General features: G+C 67.9%; 20 protein-coding genes and 2 pseudogenes. 16 read left to right on the plus strand and 6 right to left on the minus strand.

Annotated features, from left to right (window positions below):
• Window positions 1-12: 12 nt before the first annotated feature.
• The gene (locus C5O27_RS05775) at window positions 13-1,608 is read right to left on the minus strand and encodes a phytoene desaturase family protein (protein WP_127962156.1); all 1,596 of its coding nucleotides are present in this window, start codon (window positions 1,606-1,608) and stop codon (window positions 13-15) included.
• A gap of 124 nt (window positions 1,609-1,732) precedes the next feature.
• Between C5O27_RS05775 and C5O27_RS05780 the strand changes: the two genes are divergently transcribed.
• Complete coding sequence (locus tag C5O27_RS05780) at window positions 1,733-2,629, plus strand: SDR family NAD(P)-dependent oxidoreductase (RefSeq protein WP_006358016.1); 897 nt, start codon at window positions 1,733-1,735, stop codon at window positions 2,627-2,629.
• 11 nt (window positions 2,630-2,640) lie between these two features.
• Here C5O27_RS05780 and C5O27_RS05785 read toward each other — a convergent pair whose 3' ends face one another.
• Entirely contained in the window at window positions 2,641-4,176 is a 1,536-nt protein-coding gene (locus C5O27_RS05785) for an FAD-dependent oxidoreductase (protein WP_127962157.1), read from the minus strand.
• A gap of 132 nt (window positions 4,177-4,308) precedes the next feature.
• On the opposite strand from C5O27_RS05785, the gene nadB reads away from it, so the two are divergent.
• The 7 genes from nadB (at window position 4,309) to C5O27_RS05820 (ending at window position 11,319) form a co-directional block, all read left to right on the plus strand.
• Window positions 4,309-5,961 carry an L-aspartate oxidase gene (nadB, locus tag C5O27_RS05790; RefSeq protein ID WP_127962158.1) on the plus strand — a complete coding sequence of 551 codons (1,653 nt, stop codon included), beginning with the start codon at window positions 4,309-4,311 and terminating at the stop codon, window positions 5,959-5,961.
• A gap of 74 nt (window positions 5,962-6,035) precedes the next feature.
• On the plus strand, window positions 6,036-7,040 hold the full coding sequence (locus C5O27_RS05795; protein WP_035753695.1) for an alpha/beta fold hydrolase: 1,005 nt from the start codon (window positions 6,036-6,038) through the stop codon (window positions 7,038-7,040).
• Between the two features lie 165 nt (window positions 7,041-7,205).
• On the plus strand, window positions 7,206-8,051 hold the full coding sequence (locus C5O27_RS05800; protein ID WP_006358012.1) for a hypothetical protein: 846 nt from the start codon (window positions 7,206-7,208) through the stop codon (window positions 8,049-8,051).
• Between the two features lie 170 nt (window positions 8,052-8,221).
• Complete coding sequence (locus tag C5O27_RS05805; RefSeq protein WP_006358011.1) at window positions 8,222-8,515, plus strand: metal-sensitive transcriptional regulator; 294 nt, start codon at window positions 8,222-8,224, stop codon at window positions 8,513-8,515.
• Window positions 8,516-8,562: 47 nt separating this feature from the next.
• Entirely contained in the window at window positions 8,563-8,769 is a 207-nt protein-coding gene (locus tag C5O27_RS05810) for a heavy-metal-associated domain-containing protein (RefSeq protein WP_006358010.1), read from the plus strand.
• A 1-nt stretch (window position 8,770) separates the two neighbouring features.
• The gene (locus C5O27_RS05815; protein ID WP_006358009.1) at window positions 8,771-8,995 is read left to right on the plus strand and encodes a hypothetical protein; all 225 of its coding nucleotides are present in this window, start codon (window positions 8,771-8,773) and stop codon (window positions 8,993-8,995) included.
• The gene (locus C5O27_RS05820) at window positions 8,995-11,319 is read left to right on the plus strand and encodes a heavy metal translocating P-type ATPase (RefSeq protein WP_035753699.1); all 2,325 of its coding nucleotides are present in this window, start codon (window positions 8,995-8,997) and stop codon (window positions 11,317-11,319) included. The genes C5O27_RS05815 and C5O27_RS05820 overlap by 1 nt, the downstream gene beginning before the upstream one ends.
• Before the next feature lie 133 nt (window positions 11,320-11,452).
• Here C5O27_RS05820 and C5O27_RS05825 read toward each other — a convergent pair whose 3' ends face one another.
• Complete coding sequence (locus C5O27_RS05825; protein ID WP_127962159.1) at window positions 11,453-12,928, minus strand: FAD-binding protein; 1,476 nt, start codon at window positions 12,926-12,928, stop codon at window positions 11,453-11,455.
• 169 nt (window positions 12,929-13,097) lie between these two features.
• On the opposite strand from C5O27_RS05825, the gene C5O27_RS05830 reads away from it, so the two are divergent.
• The 4 genes from C5O27_RS05830 (at window position 13,098) to C5O27_RS05845 (ending at window position 17,918) form a co-directional block, all read left to right on the plus strand.
• The gene (locus tag C5O27_RS05830; protein ID WP_006358006.1) at window positions 13,098-14,660 is read left to right on the plus strand and encodes a molybdopterin-dependent oxidoreductase; all 1,563 of its coding nucleotides are present in this window, start codon (window positions 13,098-13,100) and stop codon (window positions 14,658-14,660) included.
• Window positions 14,661-14,992: 332 nt separating this feature from the next.
• Window positions 14,993-16,084, plus strand: coding sequence for a Re/Si-specific NAD(P)(+) transhydrogenase subunit alpha (locus C5O27_RS05835; RefSeq protein ID WP_006358005.1), 1,092 nt, complete (start codon window positions 14,993-14,995; stop codon window positions 16,082-16,084).
• A complete protein-coding gene (locus C5O27_RS05840; RefSeq protein WP_006358004.1) occupies window positions 16,084-16,389 on the plus strand; it encodes an NAD(P) transhydrogenase subunit alpha part 2 in 306 nt (101 codons plus the stop codon). The genes C5O27_RS05835 and C5O27_RS05840 overlap by 1 nt, the downstream gene beginning before the upstream one ends.
• A complete protein-coding gene (locus C5O27_RS05845) occupies window positions 16,386-17,918 on the plus strand; it encodes an NAD(P)(+) transhydrogenase (Re/Si-specific) subunit beta (RefSeq protein ID WP_127962160.1) in 1,533 nt (510 codons plus the stop codon). The genes C5O27_RS05840 and C5O27_RS05845 overlap by 4 nt, the downstream gene beginning before the upstream one ends.
• A 69-nt stretch (window positions 17,919-17,987) precedes the next feature.
• On the opposite strand, the pseudogene C5O27_RS05850 reads toward C5O27_RS05845, so the two are convergent.
• Window positions 17,988-20,281 (minus strand): annotated as a pseudogene (locus C5O27_RS05850) (transketolase-like TK C-terminal-containing protein).
• Between the two features lie 329 nt (window positions 20,282-20,610).
• Here C5O27_RS05850 and C5O27_RS05855 point away from each other — a divergent pair.
• From C5O27_RS05855 to C5O27_RS05870, 4 genes and pseudogenes are all read left to right on the plus strand, one after another.
• A pseudogene (locus C5O27_RS05855) lies at window positions 20,611-21,086 on the plus strand (Lrp/AsnC family transcriptional regulator).
• A 126-nt stretch (window positions 21,087-21,212) separates the two neighbouring features.
• The gene (locus C5O27_RS05860; RefSeq protein WP_127962161.1) at window positions 21,213-21,629 is read left to right on the plus strand and encodes a nitroreductase family deazaflavin-dependent oxidoreductase; all 417 of its coding nucleotides are present in this window, start codon (window positions 21,213-21,215) and stop codon (window positions 21,627-21,629) included.
• Between the two features lie 93 nt (window positions 21,630-21,722).
• The gene (locus C5O27_RS05865) at window positions 21,723-22,148 is read left to right on the plus strand and encodes a DoxX family protein (RefSeq protein WP_006357999.1); all 426 of its coding nucleotides are present in this window, start codon (window positions 21,723-21,725) and stop codon (window positions 22,146-22,148) included.
• Window positions 22,149-22,253: 105 nt separating this feature from the next.
• Entirely contained in the window at window positions 22,254-23,282 is a 1,029-nt protein-coding gene (locus tag C5O27_RS05870) for a YdcF family protein (protein ID WP_127963770.1), read from the plus strand.
• Between the two features lie 16 nt (window positions 23,283-23,298).
• On the opposite strand, the gene C5O27_RS05875 is transcribed toward C5O27_RS05870, so the two are convergent.
• Window positions 23,299-24,036: a metallophosphoesterase family protein gene (locus C5O27_RS05875; protein WP_006357997.1), complete on the minus strand. Its 738-nt coding sequence runs from the start codon at window positions 24,034-24,036 to the stop codon at window positions 23,299-23,301.
• A 166-nt stretch (window positions 24,037-24,202) separates the two neighbouring features.
• Window positions 24,203-24,976 carry a dienelactone hydrolase family protein gene (locus C5O27_RS05880; protein WP_127962162.1) on the minus strand — a complete coding sequence of 258 codons (774 nt, stop codon included), beginning with the start codon at window positions 24,974-24,976 and terminating at the stop codon, window positions 24,203-24,205.
• Window positions 24,977-25,023: the final 47 nt, after the last annotated feature.

A 25,023-nucleotide genomic window follows, 5' to 3' on the forward strand; every position in this document is an offset into this window, starting at 1 on the left:
AATGTTCTCCGTTCAGTCTTTGTCTCGGGACTTGGTGAGGTGTCTGCTGATGGTGCGGCTCAACGTCCGTCGTGGTAGCCCGCGCAGGCCGTCAGAGGCGAGGGCGGCGCGGGCGGCGTTGCTGCCGCAGGCGCCGTGGACTCCGCCTCCGGGATGTGCGGCTGACCCCGCGAGGTATAGGCGGTCCACGGGGGTCGTGGCGCCACCGAGGTTCGGCGTCGGCCGGAAGACCAACTGCTGGAACAGTTGTGCCGTACCGCCGTTCACCGTCCCGTGAACGAGGTTCGCGTTGGCGGTCTGCAGGTCGTGTGGGGTCTGCACGTGGCGGCCGACCATCATGTCCGAGACACCCGGAGCGTGTTCCTCGAGGACCTCGTCCATTCGAGCGGCGAGGAGTCGAGCGGCCTCGTCGTCGGTGACGCCACGGGGGAGATGGCTGTAAGACCACGCGCTCTCGGTGCCGGTAGGCGACCTCCCCGCGTCAGCCGTCGTCATCTGACCGAACAGCAGGAACGGGTGTTCCGGGATGTTGCCGGTCTCGATGTCGGCGGTGGAGTAGGCGATGTTGCGTGCGTCCGCCCCGAGATGCACGGTCCCCGCTCCGGTCAGATTCGAGCTGCGCCAGGGGATCTTCCCGTCGATCGCATAGTTCACCTTCACGACCGGGGTGTCCCAGACGAACCGCTGGAGGTCGTCGAGCACCCGCGCTGGCACGTCGGCTGGCGAGAGCAGTTCTGTGTAGAGCGCAGATGCCGAGACGTCGGCGAGGACGGCCCGATCGGCCTTCCACCGCCGTCCGCCGCGGTCGACGACGCCGACCGCCCGGCCGCCCCGGACATCGATCCAGGAGACTCGGCTGCCGCAATGTATCTGTGCACCAGCACTCTCTGCGCGACGCCGGAGTGCGGCCGAGAGGGCGCTCGCCCCACCGACTGGAACCGGGTATCCGGTGTCCTGACCCAACATGGTCAGCAGGTATCCCATCACGCCGCTCCCCGGTGCTTGAAGGGGGATGTCGGCATGCAATGCGTTGCCCAGGATGAGTAATCCGGCCTTCTCGCTGCGGAAGAGCTCTCGCACCATCTGGTCGGCCGGGAGCACCAGGAACCGCGCGAGACGCAGTGCTTCCGCGGTGCCGATCGAGCGCAGGAGGGACAGGACCGCGCGAACCGGCGGAAACGGCCCGAAGAGGGTGTTGAGGATGGCGGGTCGGAGCGTCTCCCATTGACCGACCAGATCGAGCCAGGCCTGGCCGTCGCGGCGGTCGAAGGTGGCAAGGTGGGCTGCGGTGTCGGCGGCGTCGGGGTGGATGACCGGGGCGTCGTCGTCCTCGGGGCCGGCCGGGTGGCCGAACGCCAGCGGTGCCCGGCTCCACTTCAGGCCGTGTTCGTCGAGTGCGAGGTCGGTGAACACGGGGGAGGCGACCGCAAGAGGATAGAAAGCGCTGAACAGATCGGTGACATAACCGTGGGTCAGCTCGGCACTCTTGATCGCGCCGCCGACCTCGGGGGCGGCTTCGAGGACCGTGACGTCCCAGCCGGCGTCGGCCAGCCTGATGGCGGAGATGAGCCCGTTGTGTCCGGCGCCGACCACGACCGCGTCCGACACTCGCCCCAACTCCCTTCGCTGCTACGCGGGCCGTCCGGCCCATGGGTGGAAGGGATACCCGTCCGGTCGCGTGGCAAACGCGGCGCGAAGGTGTAGGACGTGACCGCGCGGGTAGTCCGAAACGGTGAAGATCTCCCTGAATCTGGGCCACGTGTGGCATCCGCGAGTCACCGACGAACGCCTCCGCCGGTTGTGTGCGGGGCGGAGCGCCGTCATCACCGGCGCCGGCTCGGGCATGGGTCGATCGCTGGCGAACAGGGTGGCCGCGGCGGGGATTCCGGTGCTGATCAGTGACGTGGACATGCGGGCCCTCGCCGAGACCGCGAGATCGGTGGCACGCCATGGGGTGGAACCGGACGCCACCGAGGTGGATGTCGCCGACGCCGTGGCTGTCACCGCCTACGCCGACGAGGTGACGCGACGGCACGGTGCACCCGCGCTGGTGTTCAACAACGCCGGCATTACCATGGTCGCGTCGGTCCTCGACGAGGACGACGACTACGCACGGCGGATCATGGCCGTCAACTTCGGTGGCGTGGTGAACGGTACGCGAGCGTTTCTCCCGTATGTCGATGCCGTTGGTGGACGAATCGTGAACACCTCGAGCGCATTCGGGTTGATGGGGTCCCCCGCGCAGTCCGCGTACTCGGCGTCGAAGTTCGCTGCTCGCGGGTTCTCGGAGAGCATGCAGAAACAGTTGCGCGCGAACGACTCCCGAGCCCGTATCCATATCGTGTGCCCGGGGGTCGTGCACACTGCGATCGCCCGGCGGGCCCGGTACGTGGACCCGGCGGTGCGAGAGTACGTCACCAAGGGATTCGACCGGCGACTGCCAGGTGCCCACCCCGACGCCGCGGCGACCGCGATCCTCGCGGGGGTGCTGGGCGACCGCGACCGAATCCTCGTCGGGATCGACGCACGGGTCCTCGACCTGGGCGTCCGACTGCTGGCCGGCGCTCTGCAACGCCCCGTCGCGACGGTGACCGGACCGGCGTTCCAGCGGATTCTCGGCGCGCGGTGACGTGCTGCGGATCAGCTGTCGGAGGAGTCCTGCGAGAACAGCTTTCGAGTCGCAGGACCTTCGAGTACCTCGCCAGAATGACTGAACCGAGAGCCGTGCAGCGGACAGTCCCAGGACTGCTCGGCGTCGTTCCAGCGCAGCACGCCGTACAGATGGGTGCACAGCGGTGCGACGGACTGCGTCTGGCCCGCCACGGTGCACACGCCCTTCGGTGAGGCCCCGGAATGCCCGACGCTGCCGTCGCCCTCGGCGGGTGAGGAGTTCGCCGGTTTCAGCAGGCCGAGGTAGCCGCCCACCATGTAGGCCGCCACCTGCGCGTTGGCCGATGCTGCCGACGCCAGTGATCCGGGCTTGGTGATCTCGGAGGAGCGCCAGGGGCGAACGGTCTTGGACCAGTGGGGTTCCGAACCGAGGATGCGCCCGGTCATCGACAACGCCGCCGCGACGCCGTTGGTGAGCCCCCACTTGGCGAACCCGGTGGCGACCTGAACGCTCTCCATGCCGGGGAGAAGTGTTCCGACGTAGGGCAATTCGTCGATCGTCGTGTAATCCTGCGCCGACCATCGCGCCACCATGCGGGCGGTGGGGAAATGCTTCTCGGTCCACGCGATCATGTCCAGGGCATGCTGCCGTTCGGATTTCGTGCGGCCCACCTCGTGTCCGAAGCCGCCGACCATCAGCAGCTCGCCGTCGTAGCCCGGCCGGGTCGCGGTCCGCAGCGAGACCGACGGATTGTCGGCGCCGAGATACATCTCGCGCGGGATCTCCTCGTCGACGGTGAACGCCGCCGCGTACGAGCGCTGCGGATGCACCCGCGCGAAGAACCCGGCGCGATCGAGGAACGGAACACCGGTCGCGATCACGACCGATTCGGCTCGGACGTCGCCGGCATCGGTGGTGAGGGTGTGCGGCGTGCCGTGGCGCAAGCCCTGCACGCGGACGCCCTCGTACAGGTGGCCGCCGTGCCCGCGCAGGTCGTCGGCGAGGGCGCGCAGCACCACCATCGGGTCGATCTGCGCTTGCCCGTCGAGACGGATGGCCGTCTTGACGTCGAACGGGAGTTCCGGAACGTCGACGTGTTCGACCGGGATGTCGTGCGCCCGGCAGGCCTCGAACTCCTTCTCCACGGTCTTCGCACCCGACGCGGTGGCGGCGAAGGTCAGCGCCGCACGCTCGTCGACCTGCAGACCCCGGTGGGTGAGGTAGTGCCGGAGCCAGGCCTGGCCCTCGAGGTTCGCGTCGACGTAGTCCTGCACTGCGGGCTTCCCGTGCCGACTCGAGATCGACGACAACCGCGTGCCCTGCAGCAGCGACAGCTTGCCGGTGGTGTGGCCGGTCGCGGCGGCGCCGATGTGGCGGGCTTCGAGGACGGCGACCTTCTGTCCGGCCCGCGCCAGCAGAAGTCCCGTGGTCAGGCCGGTGATGCCCCCGCCGACGACGATCTGGTCATAGGTGTCGACGGTCCCGAACGGGGTGGTCTCGGGACGCACGTCGGGGAGCCCGGCGTGATCGGAGTCGTTCGCCGGGTCGAACCAGAGGGTTTTCATGGTGGTCGGGGTTGCCGCGATCAGGCGCGATCAAACATTTCGCCGCCGGGAGCTGCGGGGTAGGGTTTTCGACTGGGAATCGAAAACATCCCGCCGGAGTTGAGACAGTACGACCGGCGAAAGGCGGATGACATGAGTACGTCCACATACGGACCGGGGGCGGACGCGGGTGACGCGGACCGTGCCGATCTCGTCGTGGTGGGGGCCGGTATCGCGGGCCTGACCGCCGCACTCTGCGCTGCGCAGAGCGGACTCTCGGTCGTCGTGGTCAACAAGGGCCCGAGCTGGCGTCCCGACCGTGGGGAGCAGCCGACCTCGACGTTCTACGCCCAGGGCGGCGTCGCGGTGGTCATGCCCGATGTCCGCTCGACCGGTCCGGACGACGTCGACTCGATCGATCTGCACCTCGCCGACACGCTCGCCGCGGGCGGCGGCCTCACCGACCCCGTGGCGTCGCGCCCGATCCTGGCCGACGGATGGTCGTCGGTGTCCGCGCTGATCGCGTGGGGCGCCGACTTCGATCGCGATGCGGACGGCGAGCTCCTGCGCACGCGTGAAGGCGGCCATTCGGTGCGACGGATCATCCACGCCGGCGGCGATGCCACGGGCGCCGCGATCCAGCGAGCGCTCCACAACGCCGTCGCGCAGCGGGAAGCCGGCCCCGGGCGGTGCATCCGCTTTCTCGACGACGCCATCGTGACCGGGATCCGGGTCGACGACGGCCGGGTCGCGGGGGTCTCGTATCTGCGGAACGCTCGATGGGGTGTGGTCGACGCGCCGACCGTCCTGCTCGCCACGGGCGGTGCGGGGCATCTCTACGCGGCGACGACCAACCCGTCCGGTGCCACCTGCGACGGCATCGCGCTGGCGCTGCGGGCGGGTGCGCACGTCGCCGACCTCGAGTTCATCCAGTTCCACCCGACGATGCTCTACACGCCGGGCGCCCGCGGGCGCCGGACGCTCATCAGCGAGGCCGTGCGAGGGGAGGGCGGTCGACTCGTCGACGTGCACGGACGGTCGGTGACCGACGGCGTGCACCCCATGGGCGACCTCGCACCACGCGATGTGGTCGCGAACGCCGTGGAGACCGCCATCGAGCTGACCGGGCATCCGTGCGTCTACCTCGACATCAGTGGGTTGCCCGACTTCGAGCGGCGATTCCCGACGGTGAGCGCCGGAATCCGGGCGGCCGGTATCGACCCTGCCGACAACCGCATCCCCGTCGTGCCGGGCGCCCACTACCTCTGCGGTGGCGTGGTGACCGACGACGAGGCGCGCACCGCCGTCGACGGTCTCCTGGCAGCCGGGGAGGTCGCGCGGACCGGCCTGCACGGGGCCAACCGGCTGGCGTCGAACAGCCTGCTCGAAGGGCTCGTCATGGGACGCCGTGCCGCAGCGGTCGCCGTTGGACGACGTCACCTGCGGCCGACGCGCCCGGTTCCCGTCACGACGCCGGGACCGGCGCCGATCCTCGACCGCGACCTGCTCCAGGACACGATGTCGCGCCGGGTGGCTCTCCGCCGGTCCGCCGACGGACTGGTAGCCGCGGCGGCGACGATCGCGAGTGCGCCTCGGCGAATCCCCGCAACGGTGCGCGAGGTCGAGGACGCGGCACTCACGCTGACCGCGTCCGCCGTCGTCGCAGCCGCGACCGCCCGGACCGAGTCGCGTGGCGCTCACGTCCGAACCGACTGCCCACTCACGGCCGAGGTCGGGGAATCCCACACCTTCCGCCTCGTCGACGGGGAGATCCGCGAGTCGGGATTCGCCGGCATCGCGGTCTGAACACCAGGCGCGCGCCGCGCACCCGAACACGCAAGTAGATGCGGTCGTCGGATACGAGCGATACATTGGCGCCGATGACCCACAGCTCACCAGACGCGCACGACGCCGAACCCCACGACCACTCCGATACCCCGCGACACGAGACCATCGACCTCGGACACATCACCCTCCACGCGCTGGTGTGGGGCCCGGTCGACGGCCCGGTTGCGGTGTGTCTGCACGGCTTTCCCGATTCGGCGTGGACGTGGCGTCTCCTCGCGCCCGAACTCGTCGCCGCCGGATATCGCGTCGTCGCACCGTTCACCCGTGGGTACGCTCCGTCGGACATCCCGCGGGACAAGGACTTTCATGTCGCGGCCCTCGCCTACGACGCCCGCGAGATCCACCGTGCGGTGGGCGCCGGTCCCGACGCGGTACTCATCGGGCACGACTGGGGTTCGTTGACGGTCAACGCCCTGTCGCACCGTTCGGACAACCCGTACTCGGCGGTGGTCGCGATGTCTGTTCCGCCGATACCCGCCATCCGGCGCGCGGTCGCCGAGGGGCCGGGAGCGGTCCGACTCCTGGCACGACAGGCGACGATGAGCTGGTACATCGGGTTCAACCAATTGCCGTGGCTGCCCGAGCGGAGTCTCGACTGGCTGATCCCCCTGCTGTGGCGACGCTGGCGGATCCGACGCCCCGGAACCCCGCGGCCGAATTACGACCTCGACGTCGACCGTGCCCTGGCCGCCCTGCCGACACGCGCACATCGCGCTGCCGCCCTGGGCTACTACCGCGCGATGCTCCGACCCCGGACCGATCCGCGGTACGCCGACCTCCGCGACGCCTGGTTGGGTGAACCCCGTTGCCGCACGCTGTATCTGCACGGCGCCGACGACGGCTGCATGCAGTCGAGATTCACCGACCACGTGCGGGGCGTGTTGCCCGACGGCAGTGCCGCCGCGGTCATCGCGGACGCCGGACACTTCCTCCACCTCGATCGCCCGGAGGAGGTGAATCGCCGGATCGTGATGTTTGTCGCCGGGACGCGCGGGGGCGAACAGGGTGGCACCGGACCGGCCTCCTTCGTAGACTGACGCCCGGGATCTTCACAGCACCGCGGCCGCCGGGGACGCCGTGGCGCTTGCCGGGGGGCGAGCCGAGGTCGGCACGAACACTCGAGAACCACTGCGAAGACCGGCGTGGCATGGCTGGATGGCGCGCGTAGACGTGAAGTACTGCAGGTATGAAGGGGAGTCCGTATGAACGGCGAAGGCTGTTGGTCGACGGTGGTGTGCCGGCCGACCGAACGGGCGGCGCTGGGACTGTCGGGTGACTCCGATTGGTTGTTGCAGTGCCGTCTCGCGATCGGCCATCGCGGGAACCACGCGACCGATGCGAGCACCCACCCGCGGCACGACCGCCGCCTCTGGCTCGAGTGGAACGACTTCGACGATCGCGCCCAGTCCCTCATCGAACGCAACCCGTGCCCGGTCCCATCGCCGGAAGGCGTCGGCTGCGTCTTCTTCGTCGGCCACGGCGGACCCCATTTCTATGCGCATTCGAACGGGCACGCCCCGTCGGTGATGTCCGGTGCCGGAACCGGTCATCATCAACGCCCTGCTCCCGGTCCCGACCGGACGGGGTCGCAGCCGCCGGCCCCGCATCCGCAGCGGATGGGGTCGCACCGGTTGCCGGACTCGCATCAGCCGCCCGCACCGCTTCCCCCGGCCGGGGCACCTGCTCCCGAGTCGGCCCACAGGGCCGAGCCCGAACCCACGCCTGAGTCGGGATACCGCGGCGGCCGCCGGTCGACGAACGCCGAACCGATCGCCGCCGAGGACTACCACGGCCGACGCCACCGGTCCGTCGCGCCGGGCCGAGACGTTTCCGGCCCGGCGCAACCCGGCCCGGTGGTGCCGCAGGCCGCTTCTCCGGCGGGCGCAGCTGTCCCGCCCGGGGTTGTCCCGGATGCGCAGGCAGAGGTTGCCGACCATTCCTCGGAGCCGGTTTCCGCAGCCGAAGCCGCACGTCGCGCCGAGATCAGCGCGGCCCTCGACGACGTCGCCGTAGCTCTGGCGCGCCTCGCCGCCGCATTGCGGCCGTAGCTCCCGCGATCTCCGAACCCCGACGCGCCCGTGTCGGGGTTACGCGTTGCGCTCGCGCTCGACGGCCGCCGATCGAGATCACATACGGTAGGGGGGTACCGTCGACGGTTGAACGCTGGTATACCTGGTGAGGCATACCCCTGAGGGGTACCCGTCACAACAGGAGCGACATGGACGAGCACCAGCACGGCTACATCGGCCGCAAGGACGACTACCTCAAGCGACTCCGCCGCATCGAGGGTCAGGCACGTGGGCTGCAGCGCATGGTCGAAGAGGACTCGTACTGCATCGACATCCTCACCCAGGTGTCGGCCATGACCAAGGCACTGCAGGCGGTCAGCCTGGGTCTGCTCGAGGAGCACATGGCCCACTGCGTCGTGCGCGCCGCGCAGGAGAGCGACGCGGCCGGCAAGGAGAAGGTCGACGAGGCCATGGCCGCGATCGCGCGGCTCGTGAAGTCCTGACGTCGACGACCGGCCACACCCACGAGACTTCAACCAGAGGAGTACGGATGAGCACCACCAGCAACTACACCGTCACCGGCATGACCTGCGGCCACTGCGTCGCCTCCGTCCGCGAGGAGATCGAGGAGATCGCCGGCGTGACCAGCGTCGACGTCACCCTCGAGAACGGAGCCGTGCGCGTCGTCGCCGATCGTGAGATCCCGCGCGAGGAGATCGCCGGAGCGGTCGCCGAAGCCGGGTATTCACTGGTCTGACATGAGCATCCCCACGGGTCCTCTGGCCTACGTCGTCGCGCTGATCGCCGCTTTCGCGATCGCCTTCGGCGTCGGCCGGGCATGGGGACCGCAACCCGAGCCGGTCACCCACGACGCACCCTCGCATGGCGTCGTAGAGACGACCGTTCCCGACTCCAGCCCACGAGGCGACACGACACACACCGACACCGATCACGGCGACGTGACGAATGGAGGCGACCACTGATGTCCGCGAGTCCTGGCCTGCAACTGGTCGACCTCGACATCTCCGGCATGACCTGCGCGTCGTGTGCGAACCGCATCGAGCGAAAACTCAACAAACTCGACGGCGTGACCGCCTCGGTGAACTACGCGACCGAACGCGCCCACGTCGAGGTCCCCACCGGTCTCGCCGCCGACGACCTCATCGAGGTGGTCCGGGCCGCCGGTTACGACGCCGCGCCGATCCTGCCCGACCCGCCGACCGGGTCGGAAGCGGACACGACCGACACCGCACCGACCGCAGATCCGGAACTCGACGCGCTTCGGCAGCGGCTGATCGTGTCGGCGGTGCTGTCGGTCCCGGTGATCGCGCTGGCGATGATCCCGGCCTGGCAGTTCACCTACTGGCAGTGGCTGTCCCTGACGCTGGCCGCGCCGGTGGTCGTGTGGGGCGCCTACCCGTTCCACCGCGCGGCCTGGATCAACCTGCGGCACGGCGCGACCACGATGGACACGCTCGTGTCGGTCGGCACGCTCGCCGCGTTCGGCTGGTCGCTGTACGCCCTCTTCCTCGGCACGGCCGGTACGCCCGGCCTCACCCACGGATTCGACCTGCTGCCCCAACGAACCGATGGGGCATCGCACATCTACCTCGAGGCGGCCGCGGGCGTCACGACCTTCCTGCTGGCGGGTCGCTACTTCGAGAAGCGATCCAAGCGGCGCGCCGGTGATGCACTACGTGCACTCATGGACCTCGGGGCCAAGGATGTCGTGGTCCGCGGGCGCCGGGAGCGAAGCGAGCGGGCCCAGGATTCAGAGAGCGGCGTCGAGACCCGAATTCCCATCGGCCAGTTGGTCGTCGGCGACGAGTTCGTCGTGCGGCCGGGAGAGAAGATCGCGACCGACGGCGTCGTGATCGAGGGTGCTTCGGCAATCGACGCGTCGATGGTGTCCGGGGAATCGATCCCGGTCGAGGTGACCGCGGGTGATGCGGTCATCGGCGCCACCGTCAACACCAGCGGACTGCTCGTCGTCCGGGCGACCGCGGTGGGTTCCGACACCGCGCTCTCGCAGATGGCACGCATGGTCGCCGCCGCGCAGGAGGGCAAGGCCGACGCGCAGCGTCTGGCCGACCGCATCTCCTCGGTGTTCGTGCCCGCGGTGATCGCGATCTCCGTTGCCACGCTGGGCTTCTGGCTGGGTGCGGCGTCGTTGGACGACTTCGCAGGTGGTGACGTGACCTTCGCCTTCACCGCGGCGGTGGCGGTCCTCATCATCGCCTGCCCGTGTGCGCTCGGGCTCGCCACTCCGACCGCTCTGATGGTCGGCACGGGCCGCGGCGCACAGCTGGGCATCCTGCTGAAGGGGCCCGAGGTGCTGGAGTCGACCCGGCGCGTCGACACCATCGTGCTTGACAAGACCGGCACCGTCACCACCGGCGACATGTCGGTGTCGACGGTGACCGCGGCCGCCGGTAGGGACGAGTCGCAGGTCCTCGCGTGGGCGGCGGCAGTGGAGGCCGGGTCGGAGCATCCGATCGGACGCGCCGTCGTCGAAGCGGGGCGTGAGCACGTGTCGGAGAAGGCCCGGGACTTCGTGTCCACGCAAGGTGCCGGTGTTGCCGGCACCGTGGGAGACAGGCGAGTCCGGGTCCTCTCGCCCAGCAAGGTGACCGTACAGATACCCGCCGACCTCGCGGCCGCGGTGTCGACCGCCGAGTCGGGTGGCGCGACAGCGGTCGTCGTGCTTGTCGGGGATACGAAAGAGGATGCGTCCGAACCGGTTCCGGTCGGCGTGATCGCGGTGGCCGACCGGATCAAGGAGTCGTCGGCAGAGGCCATCGCCGAGTTCCGGCGCCTGGGTCTCACGCCGAAGCTGCTCACCGGCGACAACGAGGGTGCGGCCCGCGCAGTGGCCGACGAGGTCGGGATCGACGACGTGACCGCGGGTGTCAGCCCGCAGCGCAAGCTCGAGGTGATCGCCGAACTCCAGGAGCAGGGCCGCGTGGTGGCGATGGTCGGCGACGGCATCAACGACGCCGCGGCACTGGCGCAGGCGGACCTCGGTCTCGCCATGGGTACCGGCACCGACGTTGCGATGGCGGCCAGCGACCTCACGGTCGTGAGCGGTGACCTACGCGTGGTCGCCGACGCCATCAGACTGGCGCGTCGAACCCTCGGCACGATCAAGGGAAACCTGTTCTGGGCTTTCGGTTACAACGTCGCCGCGATCCCGTTGGCGGCCGCCGGAATGCTGAATCCGATGATCGCCGGGGCTGCGATGGCACTCTCCTCGGTGTTCGTCGTGGGAAACAGCCTGCGGCTGCGCCGGTTTTCCCCGACCCGCTGAGAACCGCCCCGGAAGTTCGCCCAACTGAGAACCGCCCCTGAGAGCAACCCTCCAGAGAGGTGCCGGCGACATAGTGTCGTCGGCCCCGCTCCACAGGGTGTCTCTCAGGGGCGGTCTTCAGTGAGTGGGTACTTCAGCTCACACGCGAGGTCACCTTCGCCGCGGCGTGACGACCGGCGCGGCGACCGAAGTACGATCCCTCGCCCAATTGCGTTCCGCTGCAATACCCCTTGCAGTCTTGCGCGATGTTGGTGGCGCTCGCGCCCGCGGCGTACAGGCCCTTGATGACCGACCCCGACTCGTCGAGCACCTCGCCGTCGAGCGAGGTCGCCATGCCGCCCATGGTGAAACCGGCGTACACCGCCTTACCCAGTGAGAGGTCGTAGACGGCCCAGGGGCCCTTGTCCTGGGGTTCGAGGAACTCGGCCGCCTTGTGGAAGTCGGGATCCTCCTTCTTCGCGGCGTTCTCGTTGTACCGCGCCATCGTTTGCTGCAGATTGCCCTCGGGGATGCCGAGTGCGGCTTCCATCTCCGCGATGGATTCGTAACCGTCGATGAACTTGATCAGGTAATTGTGCTCCTGATTCATGTGCGATTCGTCGACGATGAGGTATGCCGTCGAATCCGGTTGTTCCAGAATGAATCCCGAGGTGCGGGCGTGGTACGAGTCCTCGGTGACGAATCGCTCGCCGAACTTGTTGATGATGACGCCCATGACCATGCTGGCCGGCGGGTAGATCGGGGCGGTGATGAACGCCTTGTCCATGTACTTCAGTTCGGCGCCGACCGAGCGGCCCATGCGGAGTCCGAGGCCGTCGTCGTAGGTGTTGCCCAGGACGAACGGCTTCTCGGCGAGGTGCGGCGTGTGCTCGGCGACCATCTCGGGGTTCATCACGAAGCCGCCGGCGGCGATGATCACCGAGGTGGCGCGGATGACGCCCTCCTCGCCGGGCCTCTTCCAGGTCACTCCGGCGACCGTTCCGTCGGAGTCGACGACGAGCTGCCGGGCGCCGGTTTCATACCGTACTTCGACGCCGAGCTCGCCGAGACGCTTGACCAGCAAATCGATGACCAGCGAGGCGCCACCGGTCTCGCCGGGAACCGGCACCTTGTGACCGCGCGGGGCGGGGACGGCCTGGTCCTTGAACGGCCAGACCTTCTCGTTGCCGGTGTACATCAGGCCTTCGGTGCCCGGTTGGATGACGGCTTTCTCCGGGTAGAAGCTGCGCTCGAAGGTGAAGCCCAGCCCCTCGAGCCAGTTGAAGTGGTCGACGCTGTCGACGCAGTACGCGTGGATCTTGTCGGCCTCGGGGTCGATGGACACCGCGGTCAGGTACTTCTCCATCTCCTCGGGCGAGTCGTCCTGACCCGTCGCCTTCTGGACGGCGGTGCCGCCACCGAGATAGAAGAAGCCTCCCGACAGTGAGGTGGTGCCGCCGGCCGCGGCGGCACGTTCGATGAGCAGGACGCGCGCCCCGTTCGCGGCGGCCTCTGCCGCGGCGCATCCGCCCGCGATGCCGAATCCGATCACGACGACGTCGACCTCGTCGGAGAATTCGGTCACCGATTCGAGGGCGACGGTCTCCGGGATCTCGGTACTGGTAGCCATGCGGCCAGATTAGCGGACTAACTAGAACCTGTTCTAGTCTTGGCGTCCATTCATCGGGACACCTTCGTACTCGCACCGAATCAGCAGGTCAGCTGATTGATCGTCGGATGAACGGCGGGCCTTCGGCCGCGACCCGCCGCCACGTGCCCGAACTCCGGTATCAAGAAGTGTGACCTTCTCGTCGACCCCTCGTGCGCACACCGCGGCCCCGTGGCTGGCGGGGATCGTCGCGGTGGGTGCCGGACTGGCGGCCGGGGAGATCGCCGCGGTCCCGGTGTCGCCGGACGCGTCCCCGTACTTCGCGGTCGGCTCGTCGGTGGTCGACCACTCGCCCGAGGCGGTCCGGGAATGGGCCATCCAGACCTTCGGCATCGCCGACAAGGTCGCCCTCTTCGTCGGGATGGGCATCATCATCGCCGTGATCGCCGGCGCCTGCGGGTACCTCGAGCGGCGGCGTCCACCGCTCGGTTCCGCGATCATCGCGGTCTTCGCTGCCGTCGGAGTGCTGGCGGCGGTGAACCGGCCGGGCGCTACGTGGACGTATGCGCTGCCGTCGGTCCTCGCCGGGGTCGTGGGCATCGTCGTACTGAGGCTGCTGCTGGCCCAGCTCGACGACGAGCCGCCGCCGGTCGAGGATGGTGATGCGGAAGATCGCGTCCACCAACCGATCTCGCGCCGGTTCGTCCTCGCGGCGGGTGGCGTTGCCGTGGCGGCCGTCGCGATCGGCGTCATCGGCCGTCGCATGCTCGCCGACACCGCGAGCACGCTGGCCGACCGTGCGCGGATCCTGCTGCCGAAACCCGTCGACCCGGCACCGCCGATCCCGCCGGGTACCGAGATCGACCTCTCCGGCGCAACGTCTTTCATCACCGGCAACGACGACTTCTACCGCATCGACACCGCGCTCCAGGTGCCGACGCTCACCACCGTCGAATGGCGACTGCGGATACACGGCGAAGTCGACAGGGAGGTGACGCTCGCCTGGGACGACCTGCTGGCGATGCCGATGACCGAACGGCTCGTGACACTCGCGTGCGTGTCCAACGACGTCGGGGGAGACCTGATCGGCAACGCGCGATGGCTCGGCGTGCCGATGCAGATGGTCCTCGATCTCGCCGGAGTGCGGCCCGGAGCGGACATGCTGCTCTCCACCAGTGTCGACGGATGGACCTGTGGCACACCGATTTCGGACATCACCGATGGTCGCGACGCCCTGCTGGCGGTCGGTATGAACGGCGGGCCGCTACCCATCGAACACGGGTATCCGGTCCGTCAGGTGGTTCCCGGTCTGTACGGGTACGTGTCGGCGACCAAGTGGGTGGTCGACTGGGAGATCACCAGGTTCTCCGAGGCCAGGGCGTACTGGACCGATCGCGGATGGTCCGCGCTCGGACCCATCAAGCTGGCCTCACGGATCGACCGCCCGGCCCGGGGTACCTCACATCCTGCGGGTGAGGTCGTCATCGCCGGAACGGCGTGGGCGCAGCACATCGGCGTCGAGCGCGTCGAGGTCCGGATCGACGACGGTCCGTGGCAGCTCGCGGAACTGGCGACCGAGTACAGCGTCGACACCTGGCGTCAGTGGAAGTTCGTGTGGCAAGCGGACAAAGGCGACCACACGGTCACGTGCCGTGCGATCGACAAACAGGGGCGCCCACAGGTCGAGCGGTATCAGTCCCCCGCGCCCGATGGCGCGACCGGTCTGGACGAGCGTAGATACACCATCGCCTGATCGTCTCACCAGCGATTTCGGGGCCGGACGCTGGTCAGATAAAGATTATGAGAAATGGCGTTGTCAAGGGTTGAGTGAGGTATCCGACTCTCCTGAGATTGCGCTGAGAGCCCGTGTTATGTTTCTCCAACCTCTATATGTGAGCCGGGTGACAGTCATCGCTGTCAGAGCCCGAGCACTTCGTGACCTGCGTCAGGTCGTCCGCACCGCCGACACATGGCGGAGCTGCACGATTTGCACGCAGGTCACGGCGTTGTACGCATGTGCGCCGACGACGGCGCCGAAAACAAGGCGGCGCTGACTCAGCGTCGCCACCAGACAGGGTGAGAGTTATGACAGTGGGTGTCGTGCGCGAGACGGCCCCGGGGGAGCGCCGCGTGGCGCTTGTCCCGAAGGTGGCCGCCTCGCTGGTGGGCAAGGGTGTGCCCGTCGTGGTGGAGTCGGGGGCCGGTCTCGGCGCCCTGATTCCCGACGAGGCGTACACCGAGGCCGGGGCCACGATCGGTGATCCGTATTCGGCTGATGTGGTGCTGCGGGTGTCGCCGCCGTCGGATGCCGAGATCGGCAAGCTGCGCAGTGGGCAGAAGCTGATCGGTTTCCTGGCGCCGCGCAATGCCGACAACAAGATCGGCGCCCTGCGTGCGGCGGGTGTGGAGGCGTACGCGGTGGAGGCGATCCCGCGTATCTCCCGTGCGCAGGTGATGGATGCGTTGAGTTCGCAGGCCAACGTCGCCGGTTACAAGTCGGTGATCGTGGCGGCGGATCTGTCGACGCGGTTCTTCCCGATGCTGACCACTGCGGCGGGCACGGTGAAGCCGGCGACGGTGCTGGTGCTCGGTGTGGGTGTGGCCGGTCTGCAGGCGTTGGCCACGGCCAAGCGTCTCGGTGGGCGGACCACCGGCTACGACGTGCGCCCCGAGGTGGCCGAGCAGGTGCGGTCGGTCGGTGCGCAGTGGCTCGATCTCGGTATCGACGCCGCCGGCGAGGGCGGTTATGCCCGCGAGCTGACCGAGGAAGAACGCGCGCAGCAGCAGCAGGCGCTCGAGGACGCGATCAAGGGCTTCGACGTGGTGATCACCACCGCGCTGGTCCCGGGTCGTCCGGCCCCGCGCCTGGTGACCGCAGCCGCGGTCGAGGGTATGAAGCCGGGCAGCGTCGTGGTGGATCTGGCCGGTGAGACCGGCGGCAACTGTGAGCTCACCGAACCCGGTGAGACAGTCGTCAAACATGACGTGACGATCACCGCGCCGCCGAATCTGCCGGCGACCATGCCCGAGCATGCCAGCGAGCTGTACTCGAAGAACCTCCTCGCCCTCATCGAGCTGATGCTCGACGACAACGGTGCGATCACACCGAACTTCGACGACGAGGTGCTCGCTGCTTCGTGCGTCACGCGTGAAACACCCCAGGAGGTGAAGGCCTGATGTATTCCGGACTTCTGGCGAATCTGGCGATCCTGGTGTTGGCCGGGTTCGTCGGTTTCGCGGTCATCTCGAAGGTTCCCAACACCCTCCACACCCCGTTGATGTCGGGTACGAACGCCATTCACGGCATCGTCGTGCTCGGTGCGCTGGTGGTGCTGGGCAAGCTCCCTGCCGATGCCGGGTGGGGTGTGCGCATCATCGCATTCGTCGCGCTGGTGTTCGGCACGCTCAACGTGATCGGTGGCTTCGCGGTCACGGACCGGATGCTGGGCATGTTCAAGGGTAAGAAGGAGGCCGCCAAGTGATCGGCTCGCAATTGGTGCTCGCCGCAGGCGCGCACACCCCGAGCGAGGGCCTGTCCTACCTGGTCATGGCGCTCTACATCGTGTCCTTCTCGTTGTTCATCTACGGCCTGATGGGCCTGACCGGCCCCAAGACCGCGGTGCGCGGCAACTGGATCGCCGCGACCGGTATGGGTCTGGCGGTGGCGGCGACGCTGCTCTACATCTACAACGCGGGCGCGGTCGGCGAGGACGGACATTCGACCGTCGGTGTGCCGACGATCAACTGGGTCCTGATCGCGATCGGTCTGGTTCTCGGTGTGGTGCTGGGTATCCCGCCGGCGCTGAAGACCAAGATGACGGCGATGCCGCAGCTGGTGGCACTGTTCAACGGTGTCGGTGGTGGCACGGTCGCGCTGATCGCGTGGGCCGAGTTCATCGAGACCTCCGGGTTCTCGGTGTTCCACAACACCGAACCGGCCTCGCCGCTGGTGGTGGGCTCGCTCATCGCGGCGATCATCGGTTCGATCTCGTTCTGGGGATCGCTGGTGGCGTTCGCGAAGTTGCAGGAGATCATGCCGAAGGGTCTGGAGAAGACCTTCGTGGCGAACGCGAAGTTGTTCCAGGCCGCCAACATCTTGCTGCTGCTGGTTGCGTTGGGTCTGGCGATCTACCTCGGCGTCCAGGCCACCGACGGTGGCGGGGCGAGTGTGTGGTGGATGGTCGGGCTGCTGCTCGCCGCCGGTGTGATGGGTCTGTTCGTGGTGTTCCCCATCGGCGGTGCGGACATGCCGGTGGTCATCTCGTTGCTCAACGCGATGACCGGTCTGTCGGCCGCGGCGGCGGGTATCGCGCTGGACAACACCGCGCTGATCGTGGCCGGCATGATCGTCGGTGCGTCCGGTTCGATCCTGACCAACCTGATGGCCAAGGCGATGAACCGGTCGATCCCGGCGATCGTGTTCGGCTCGTTCGGTGGCGGCGACGCCGCGGTCGCCGGTGGTCCCGGCGCCGAGGGCGGCACGGTCAAGGCCACCTCCGCTGCCGACGCCGCGATCCAGATGGCGTACGCCAATCAGGTGATCGTGGTGCCCGGTTACGGTCTGGCCGTGGCCCAGGCACAGCATGCGGTCAAGGAGATGGCCAGCCTGCTCGAGGCCAAGGGCGTGGAGGTCAAGTACGCCATCCACCCGGTGGCCGGTCGTATGCCGGGGCACATGAACGTGCTGCTGGCCGAGGCCGACGTCGAGTACGACGCGATGAAGGAGATGGACGACATCAACGGCGAGTTCGGCCGTACCGATGTCGCGATCGTGATCGGCGCCAACGACGTCACCAACCCGGCGGCCCGTAACGATCCGTCCAGTCCGATTCACGGCATGCCGATCCTCAACGTCGACGAGGCACGCTCGGTGATCGTGCTGAAGCGGTCGATGAGTTCGGGATATGCCGGCATCGAGAACCCGCTGTTCTTCGCCGACGGCACCTCGATGCTGTTCGGCGACGCCAAGAAGAGCGTCGACAGCGTCATCGAGGAACTCAAAGCGCTGTAGTCGCTTACGGTTTCGACGACAGACCCCCGGTGATCCCGCGAATGCGGGACCCGGGGGTCTGTTGCGTGATCAGGGCAGGATGTCGAGGGCGGCGGAGACGATGCTGTCGGTGTCGATGCCGTGATGCCGGTAGACGTCGTCGAGAGAGCCGACCTGACCGAACCTGGAGACGCCGAGATTGGTGCTGCGCACCCGGTTGATGCCGGCCAGGAAGGCCAGGGTGTGCGGGTGTCCGTCGAGGACCGTGACCATCGGGGTGGCACGGTCGCCCGGGAAGAGCTGATCGAGGATCCAGCTCTCACCGGTACCCCGCCCCTGCCGCGCCTGCCAGGCCTCGAAGAGAAGATCGGGGCTGGTGATGCAGAGGACGTCGGCGTTGATCCCCGACTGCTGCAAGCGATCTGCGGCGCTGAGGGCTTCGGGGACCAGGGCCCCCATCGCCACGATCGTCACCTGTGCGTCCCCACCCCGCCGGAGGGGATAACCGCCGGCGACGACCTGGCGGCGTCGACGCTCACGCGCAGCGGGGTCGGCCGGTACCGCGGCGAGGGACTGATCGACCGGACGGGTCGAGAGACGCAGATACGCCGAGGTGCCGTCGGGGCGGCCGAGCCGGGACAGAGAGGCCAGCAGGGTCCACTCGACGTCGATCCCGAACGCCGGTTCGTAACTGACACAACCCGGTTGCTCGAGGCCGATCGATGGCGTCTTGATCGACTGGTGGGCGCCGCCCTCGGCCGCCAGCGTCACCCCGGAGGGGGTGCCGACCAGGATCGACTGGCCGCCGGCGTAGATGCCGTACGACCAGGGTTCCAGGGCGCGTTCGACGAAGGGGTCGTAGAGCACGCCGATCGGCAGCAACGGCTGTCCCCAGCGGCTCCACGTGGCACCGAGTTCGCCGATCAGACCCACCAGATTGGTCTCGGCGATACCGAGTTCCATGTGCTGCCCGGTGGGCCGCTCGTTCCAGTGCATGATCGTCTCGGGGTCGTCGGCGAACCAGTTGTGCCGCTCGGTGGGCGACCAGACGCCGACCTTGTTCACCCAGCCACCGAGATTGGTGGTCGAGCTGACATCCGGGCTGACGGTGACGACTCTTTTCGCCGCATCCGGCGACTGGCGGGTCAGGTCGAGCAGCGACCGGCCGAGCGCGGCCTGGGTGGTGCTGGTGCCCTTCGGGGTGCGTCCGAAGTCGGACGGGATGTCGACATCGGGCAGCGGCGGGACCGGATCCCGTTGCAGCCGTTGTGCCGCAGCGGCACACAGTCGGCCCGCCGGTCGTCCTCGGCGAAGCGACCCCACGGCTGGTCCGGGTCCATCCCGAGGGTGGCCGCCAGCTGTCGGTACTCCTCGACGGTCAGCAACGCCGAATGATTCTGTGGGTGGCCCTGGGTGGGCAATCCGTAACCCTTGATGGTGTAGGCGATGATCACCGTAGGGCGGGTGTCGTCGATTTGTCGATACGCCTGCGACAGTGCCTGCAGATCGTGTCCGCCGAGGTTGCGAACAGCCGCCAGGAGTGTCGAGTCGTCCAGCGTGGCAATGAGATCGGATATCTGCCGACTCTCGGAACCGGTGCCGGGCAGGCGGTCCCGGACCTCGTCCGCGGTGCAGCGAAGAAGTCGCTGGTACTCCGGGTTCGGCATCTGCAGGATGCGGGTCCGCAGTGCGTCGCCACCGGGGCGGGCGAAGAGCGATTCGAGCAGCTGACCGAACCGTACGGGGATGACCTGCCAGCCGGCCGCCTCGAACATCTTCTCCAGGCGACGGGCGGCGATGTTCGGTACGACGCGGTCCAGTGACTGGCGGTTCAGGTCGACGATCCACACCACCTCGCCGAGATCGGCGATCCCCGGATCGAGGATGGCCTCCCAGACGGCGCCCTCGTCGAGTTCGGCATCTCCGACGAGCGAGTACTGCCGGCCGCGGCCGGTGTCTCCGACGTGGGTGTCGACGTAGCGTCGTGCCATCGCGCCCCAGATCGGGGCGGTCGCGCCGATGCCGACCGAACCGGTGGAGTAGTCGACGGTGTCCGGATCCTTGGAACGGCTGGGATATGACTGCAGACCGCCGAACTCGCGAAGCGTGGTCAGGTACTTCTCGTCCAGCGTGCCCAGCAGATAGTTGATGCCGTGGAGCACCGGCGACGCATGCGGTTTCACCGACACGCGATCGCCGGGACGCAAGTGCTCGAACCACAGCGAGGTCATGATCGAGACCATCGATGCGCACGACGCCTGGTGGCCGCCGACCTTCAGCCCGGTGGGGTTCGGCCGAACCCGGTTGGCGTGGTGGATCATCGAGGTCGACAACCAGAGCACACGTTGCTGGATCGACTCGAGCGCGGCAAGCTCGGCCGTCACCGCGCCGTCCGGTGCCGGCGGAGCGGTGACGGTCTCGAGGAACGCGGACTGGGGCACGGGAACTCACTTTCGAACACCATCCACGCGAACCGCGGCACGGCGTGCGGATGTGAATGTTGAATGGCGCCCCCTCGGCGGCGACGGATCGATCGCGGCCGACGGGGCGAAAACCGGGTCGCCGACGGGATCGTGTTCCGTCGAAGCTGGCCGGTTCTACGAGAAGGGGTGCACACAGTCCAACAACACCATTCTCTTTGCGCAATACTTGACGTCGAGACTGGGCAGTATGCACAACCCTGATGGGTGTGTGTGGAACGGAGGTTGGCAACGTGCCAAGCGAACATCGGGCCGACCGGATCGACGCCAAGATCCTGACGGCTCTCGCCGACGACCCGCGAGCGACGGTGATGGCGGTCGCCGAACGGACCGGGCTGTCCCGCAACACCGTTCAAGCCAGGCTGAGCAAGCTCGATGCGGCCGGCGCCTTGCGGTCCTTCGAACGCCGCGTCGATCCGGCTGTCCTCGGATATCCACTGCAGGCCTACGTGCTGACCAATGTCACCCAGCGCAAGCTTGATCAGGTCGGTGCAGCGCTCGAGGCGATACCGGAGGTGCTGCAGGTCCACGGCCTCACCGGAGTTGCCGACCTCCTGGTCCACGTCGCCGCCAAGGATGCGGATGACCTGTATCGCATCGCCGGGGACATCCTGGACATCAAGGGTGTCAAGCGCACGACGACCGCCTCGTGATGAGGGAGATGGTGGACTTCCGGGTTCGACCGCTCCTCGACGCTCTCGCGGAGTAGGCGCCTGGCGTCGATCCTGCCGAGCGGGTCAGCAGCGCGTACATCGAGCAGGAATCGAGAAGCTCCTCCGGGTCGTGCCGGATAGCGTCGAGGACGACCGTATGGGGAGCGAATCTAAGGAGGATCATGTCGATCTGGCAGTGGTATCAGCGGAAGGTGAACGAGCGCACCGTCAAACGGATTCGCAACAAGAGCGGGACGATGTGGGGCATGGACATGGTCATCCTGCGCACCAGGGGCCGCAAGTCGGGTCGGCAGCGAGAGACGCCGCTCAGCTGGTTCGCGCATGACAACGGCTGGCTGGTCGTGGCTTCCGGTGGCGGAAAAGGCAATCCGGACTGGTACGCGAACCTCGCGGCCCACCCCGACTCCGTAACCGTGGAACGGCATGGCGGACAACCGGTCCCGGTCACGCCGGTGGTGTTGACCGGTCCGGAACGAGAGGCCGCGTGGGATGCCGTCGTCAGTGCGCAACCCAGGTACGCGAAGTATCAGAAGAAGGCGACCCGCGAGTACCCGCTGGTGAAGCTGGTGTCCGCCTGACCCGGGCGAGTTACGACGGTCGATGAGTTTTTCCGACGAGCTGTGTCTATCCCTGCACGACCACCACACCGCTCGACCACCAGGGAGAACATCATGGCCACCGACATCACCACACGGAACTCGTCCGAGACCACCGCCAGCCGCAACTGGCACCGCATCGTGGGAATCGTCATCAGCGTCATCGTCGGCGCATTCCTCGCCTTCGACGTCGTCGGGAAGCTGGCTCGCCCGCAGGCGGTGATCGACGGCACCGAGAAGCTCGGCTTCGACCCCGATCAGGCCATCGTCATGGGTGTGGTGTTGCTCGTCTGCCTTGTCGTGTACGCGATTCCGCGTACCGCGGTGCTCGGCGCGCTCGGCATCACCGCCTACCTGGGCGGCGCGGTCACCGCGAACTTGAGGATCGAGGAGCCGCTGTTCAGCACGGTTCTGTTCGCGGTCTACCTCGGCGTCCTGATGTGGATCGGCCTGGTCCTGCGTCGTCCGGAACTGTTGAAGGTTGCCGGCTTGCGCCGCTGACCAGCACGAGAAGGCGTCGCGACGGCCTCGTGCCCGTTACCGATCTGGAATCGGACGGGTGCGGGGCCGTTGCGGTGGTCTCGTACTGTTACGCGAGTGACTGGTGTGACCAGAGTAAAGCACATCCGGCTGGCGGCTGCCGCGACCATCGCGGTCGCCGCGCTCGGCGGTGTGGCCGTCGGATCTCTCCCCGCCGACGGGGCGGGCGTCGTGACAGTGGCGGACGCCGTCGACCCGGCCGGACTGTACAACGAGGCCCAGTCGAAGTTCGCGAACGGAGACGTCGCCGGCGGCCTGGCGGCGTTGCAGAAGGCGTTGACCCTGGCTCCCGCGGATACCGATGCGCTTGCACTACAGGCGATCTGGGCCGATCAGATGGAGCAGGCGTCGGTCAGCAATGCCGCGCTCAGCCGTCTGCGGGTGCTGAACCCGCTCCTCGCCACCACGGCCCGCAACGTGATCTCGGGAGTCGCCACCGCTGCGCAGATCGTGCCCGACACCGCGCCCAAACCCGTGTCGGGTCGGGTCGCGATCGTCGTCCTCGGCTTCGGGTTGAACGCGAACGGAAAGATGGCCCCGGAGTTGGTGAATCGGGTGTCGGCGGGTAAAGCCCAATCCGAGATCACCACCGCCGCACCGATCGTCGTCACCGGCGGGGTCCCCAAGAACGGCATCACCGAGGCCGCCGCGATGAAGACCTGGCTGGTCGAGAACGGCGTCGACACCGGCCGCATCCTGACCGAGGACAAGTCGGGTTCCACCGTGGCCAATGCGCAGAACACCTCGGAGATCCTGCGTGCGAAGGGTATTCGCGACATCATCCTGGTCACCTCGCCCAACCACATCCGTCGCGGGGCGGCGGACTTCGGTGCGACCGGGCTGCGAGTGGTCGGAACCCTCACCACTGCCACCGATCTCAGCAAGTACCTGACGCCGCTGACCAAGGATCAGACGCGGGGAATCCGGCTCGAGGCCACGCGTGCCGCTCGAATCCCCGCCACCCATCAGCCCGGTGCGCTCCCGCAGAATCTGCCCGATCCCGGGCCGGGTCTGCTCACCGATCTCGGCGGCCAGGTCCTGAAGCAGCTGCTCGATGCCGGATCGTCGGCCATCGGTTCGGGTACCGAGGGTTAGACCGAACGGGGTTCGGTCAGAACACCACCGAACGGTAGTGGGTGACGAGGCGCCCCTTGTCGTAGATGTGGAAGGCGATGCCGGGCGGCTGTCCGCGGTTGACGATCTCGGTGCCCTCGAACGGCAGGTTGAGCGTCGATGCGACGCCCGGCGCGACGCACAGCGGGCGGTCGGCGAATCGGGTCACCGCGGGGGTGTGGGCATGTCCGCACAGGAACGCGACGATGTTCGGGTGGCGTTCGACGAGCGGGATCAGTCGCTCCTCGCCGGTCTGCCGGATCGAATCCATGAACGGCATGTGCAGTTCGACCGGCGGGTGATGGAAGGCGACGAAGACGGGCGTCTGCGGGTCCTCGGCCTCGAGGCGGGCCGACATCCAGGCGAGCGTCTGGTCGTCGATGTATCCGTCGTTTCGTCCGGGTATGGAGCTGTCGCACATCAGGAACAACACGTCGCCGACGCGGCGGGAGTGGTTGATGGGCCCGGAGGTCTCGGCGCCGAGCAGGGTGGCGCTGAACGGTTCGCGGACATCGTGGTTGCCGGCGGTGATGAGCATCGGCAGTGGACTCTCGAGAACGCCGTAGGCCTCTCGGTATTCGCTCGGCGCCCCCTCGTCGGCGAGGTCACCGGTGACCAGCAGGACGTCGATGCCGGCCGCGCGCGCGTTGATGTAACTCAGCGTCGACTGGATGCGGCTGCGATTGAACTGCGTCCCGTTGAAATGAAGGTCGCTGATGTGGGCGACAACGAACACGAAGAGCTCCTGTCACGGTCACTGACTCCCATGAGGCTAGTCCCAGGAACCGCGTGTACGCGCACCACGGGGGCGCCGCGAGTCGAAACACACTTCGCTCGCAATGGTGTGGCTCAGTCGTCCTACCGATCGGTAGGTTCTCTGGCGCACTGGCCCCGGCCGGCGCTCAGGCGGTCAGGGTTCGCCGGAACAGCGCCTCGAGCTCGGCGAAGTGGTGCTCGGCGGCCTCGTGGTGGTACGCGGGGATGTCGGACATCGTGTAGCCGTGCGCGGCACCCGGGTAGACGCTTGCCGAATGTGTGACGCCGCTCGAGATGAGCGCATGCTCGAATTGCGCGACCGCGGTGCGGGGAAGCGAGCGGTCCTTGTCGGCGTGGATGGCCAGCACGAACCCGTCGATGTCGACGAGGTGCAGGTGAGGGCTGTCGGGCGCGTCGGTCACCAGGTTGCCGGTGTGGAAGATCCCGACGGCGGCCACCTCGGCGGGACGCGCCGCCGCCAGGTTCAGGGCCAGTCGCCCGCCCATGCAGTACCCGGTGACGCCGATCGGGCCGGCGGAGACACCGGGCACCGAGCGGAGGGCGCCGAGGTAGGCGATGAGGTCGGCGCGGGCGACGTCGAAGGTGAGGGTCGATGCCCGGGGCATCACCGCCCGGAAGAACGCGCCGAGGGTCTCGGGCAACAGCAGGTCGTCGACCGGGGCCCACTCGTCGGCGGTCCCGTAGCGATAGAAGAGGTGAGGCACCGCGACCACGTAACCCCACGACGCGATGCGGTCGGCCATCGCGCGAATTCGCGGGCGGAGTCCGATCACATCGGTGATGAACAGGACGCCGGGCAGCGGCCTGCCGTCGGACACGGCCGGACGGGCCACGTACATCTCGGTGTCGCCGAAGGCCGCGGGGACCGTGATCGTCTCTCCGTGTACGTCGGGTGTCATTCGTGACTCCTCCTGGTGGGCTGCTGGTTCGGGGCGTTCGTCGAAAC

Source organism: Gordonia alkanivorans (assembly GCF_004011905.1).
Lineage (GTDB): Bacteria > Actinomycetota > Actinomycetes > Mycobacteriales > Mycobacteriaceae > Gordonia > Gordonia alkanivorans.

Coding starts and splice junctions, on each gene's coding strand:
- C5O27_RS05825 (WP_127962159.1), bottom strand. CDS start 12,928: ATGGCTACCAGTACCGAGATCCCGGAGACCGTCGCCCTCGAATCGGTG.
- C5O27_RS05820 (WP_035753699.1), top strand. CDS start 8,995: ATGTCCGCGAGTCCTGGCCTGCAACTGGTCGACCTCGACATCTCCGGC.
- C5O27_RS05810 (WP_006358010.1), top strand. CDS start 8,563: ATGAGCACCACCAGCAACTACACCGTCACCGGCATGACCTGCGGCCAC.
- C5O27_RS05865 (WP_006357999.1), top strand. CDS start 21,723: ATGGCCACCGACATCACCACACGGAACTCGTCCGAGACCACCGCCAGC.
- C5O27_RS05860 (WP_127962161.1), top strand. CDS start 21,213: ATGTCGATCTGGCAGTGGTATCAGCGGAAGGTGAACGAGCGCACCGTC.
- C5O27_RS05785 (WP_127962157.1), bottom strand. CDS start 4,176: ATGAAAACCCTCTGGTTCGACCCGGCGAACGACTCCGATCACGCCGGG.
- C5O27_RS05880 (WP_127962162.1), bottom strand. CDS start 24,976: ATGACACCCGACGTACACGGAGAGACGATCACGGTCCCCGCGGCCTTC.
- C5O27_RS05815 (WP_006358009.1), top strand. CDS start 8,771: ATGAGCATCCCCACGGGTCCTCTGGCCTACGTCGTCGCGCTGATCGCC.
- C5O27_RS05805 (WP_006358011.1), top strand. CDS start 8,222: ATGGACGAGCACCAGCACGGCTACATCGGCCGCAAGGACGACTACCTC.
- C5O27_RS05835 (WP_006358005.1), top strand. CDS start 14,993: ATGACAGTGGGTGTCGTGCGCGAGACGGCCCCGGGGGAGCGCCGCGTG.
- C5O27_RS05840 (WP_006358004.1), top strand. CDS start 16,084: ATGTATTCCGGACTTCTGGCGAATCTGGCGATCCTGGTGTTGGCCGGG.
- C5O27_RS05800 (WP_006358012.1), top strand. CDS start 7,206: ATGAACGGCGAAGGCTGTTGGTCGACGGTGGTGTGCCGGCCGACCGAA.
- C5O27_RS05795 (WP_035753695.1), top strand. CDS start 6,036: ATGACCCACAGCTCACCAGACGCGCACGACGCCGAACCCCACGACCAC.
- nadB (WP_127962158.1), top strand. CDS start 4,309: ATGAGTACGTCCACATACGGACCGGGGGCGGACGCGGGTGACGCGGAC.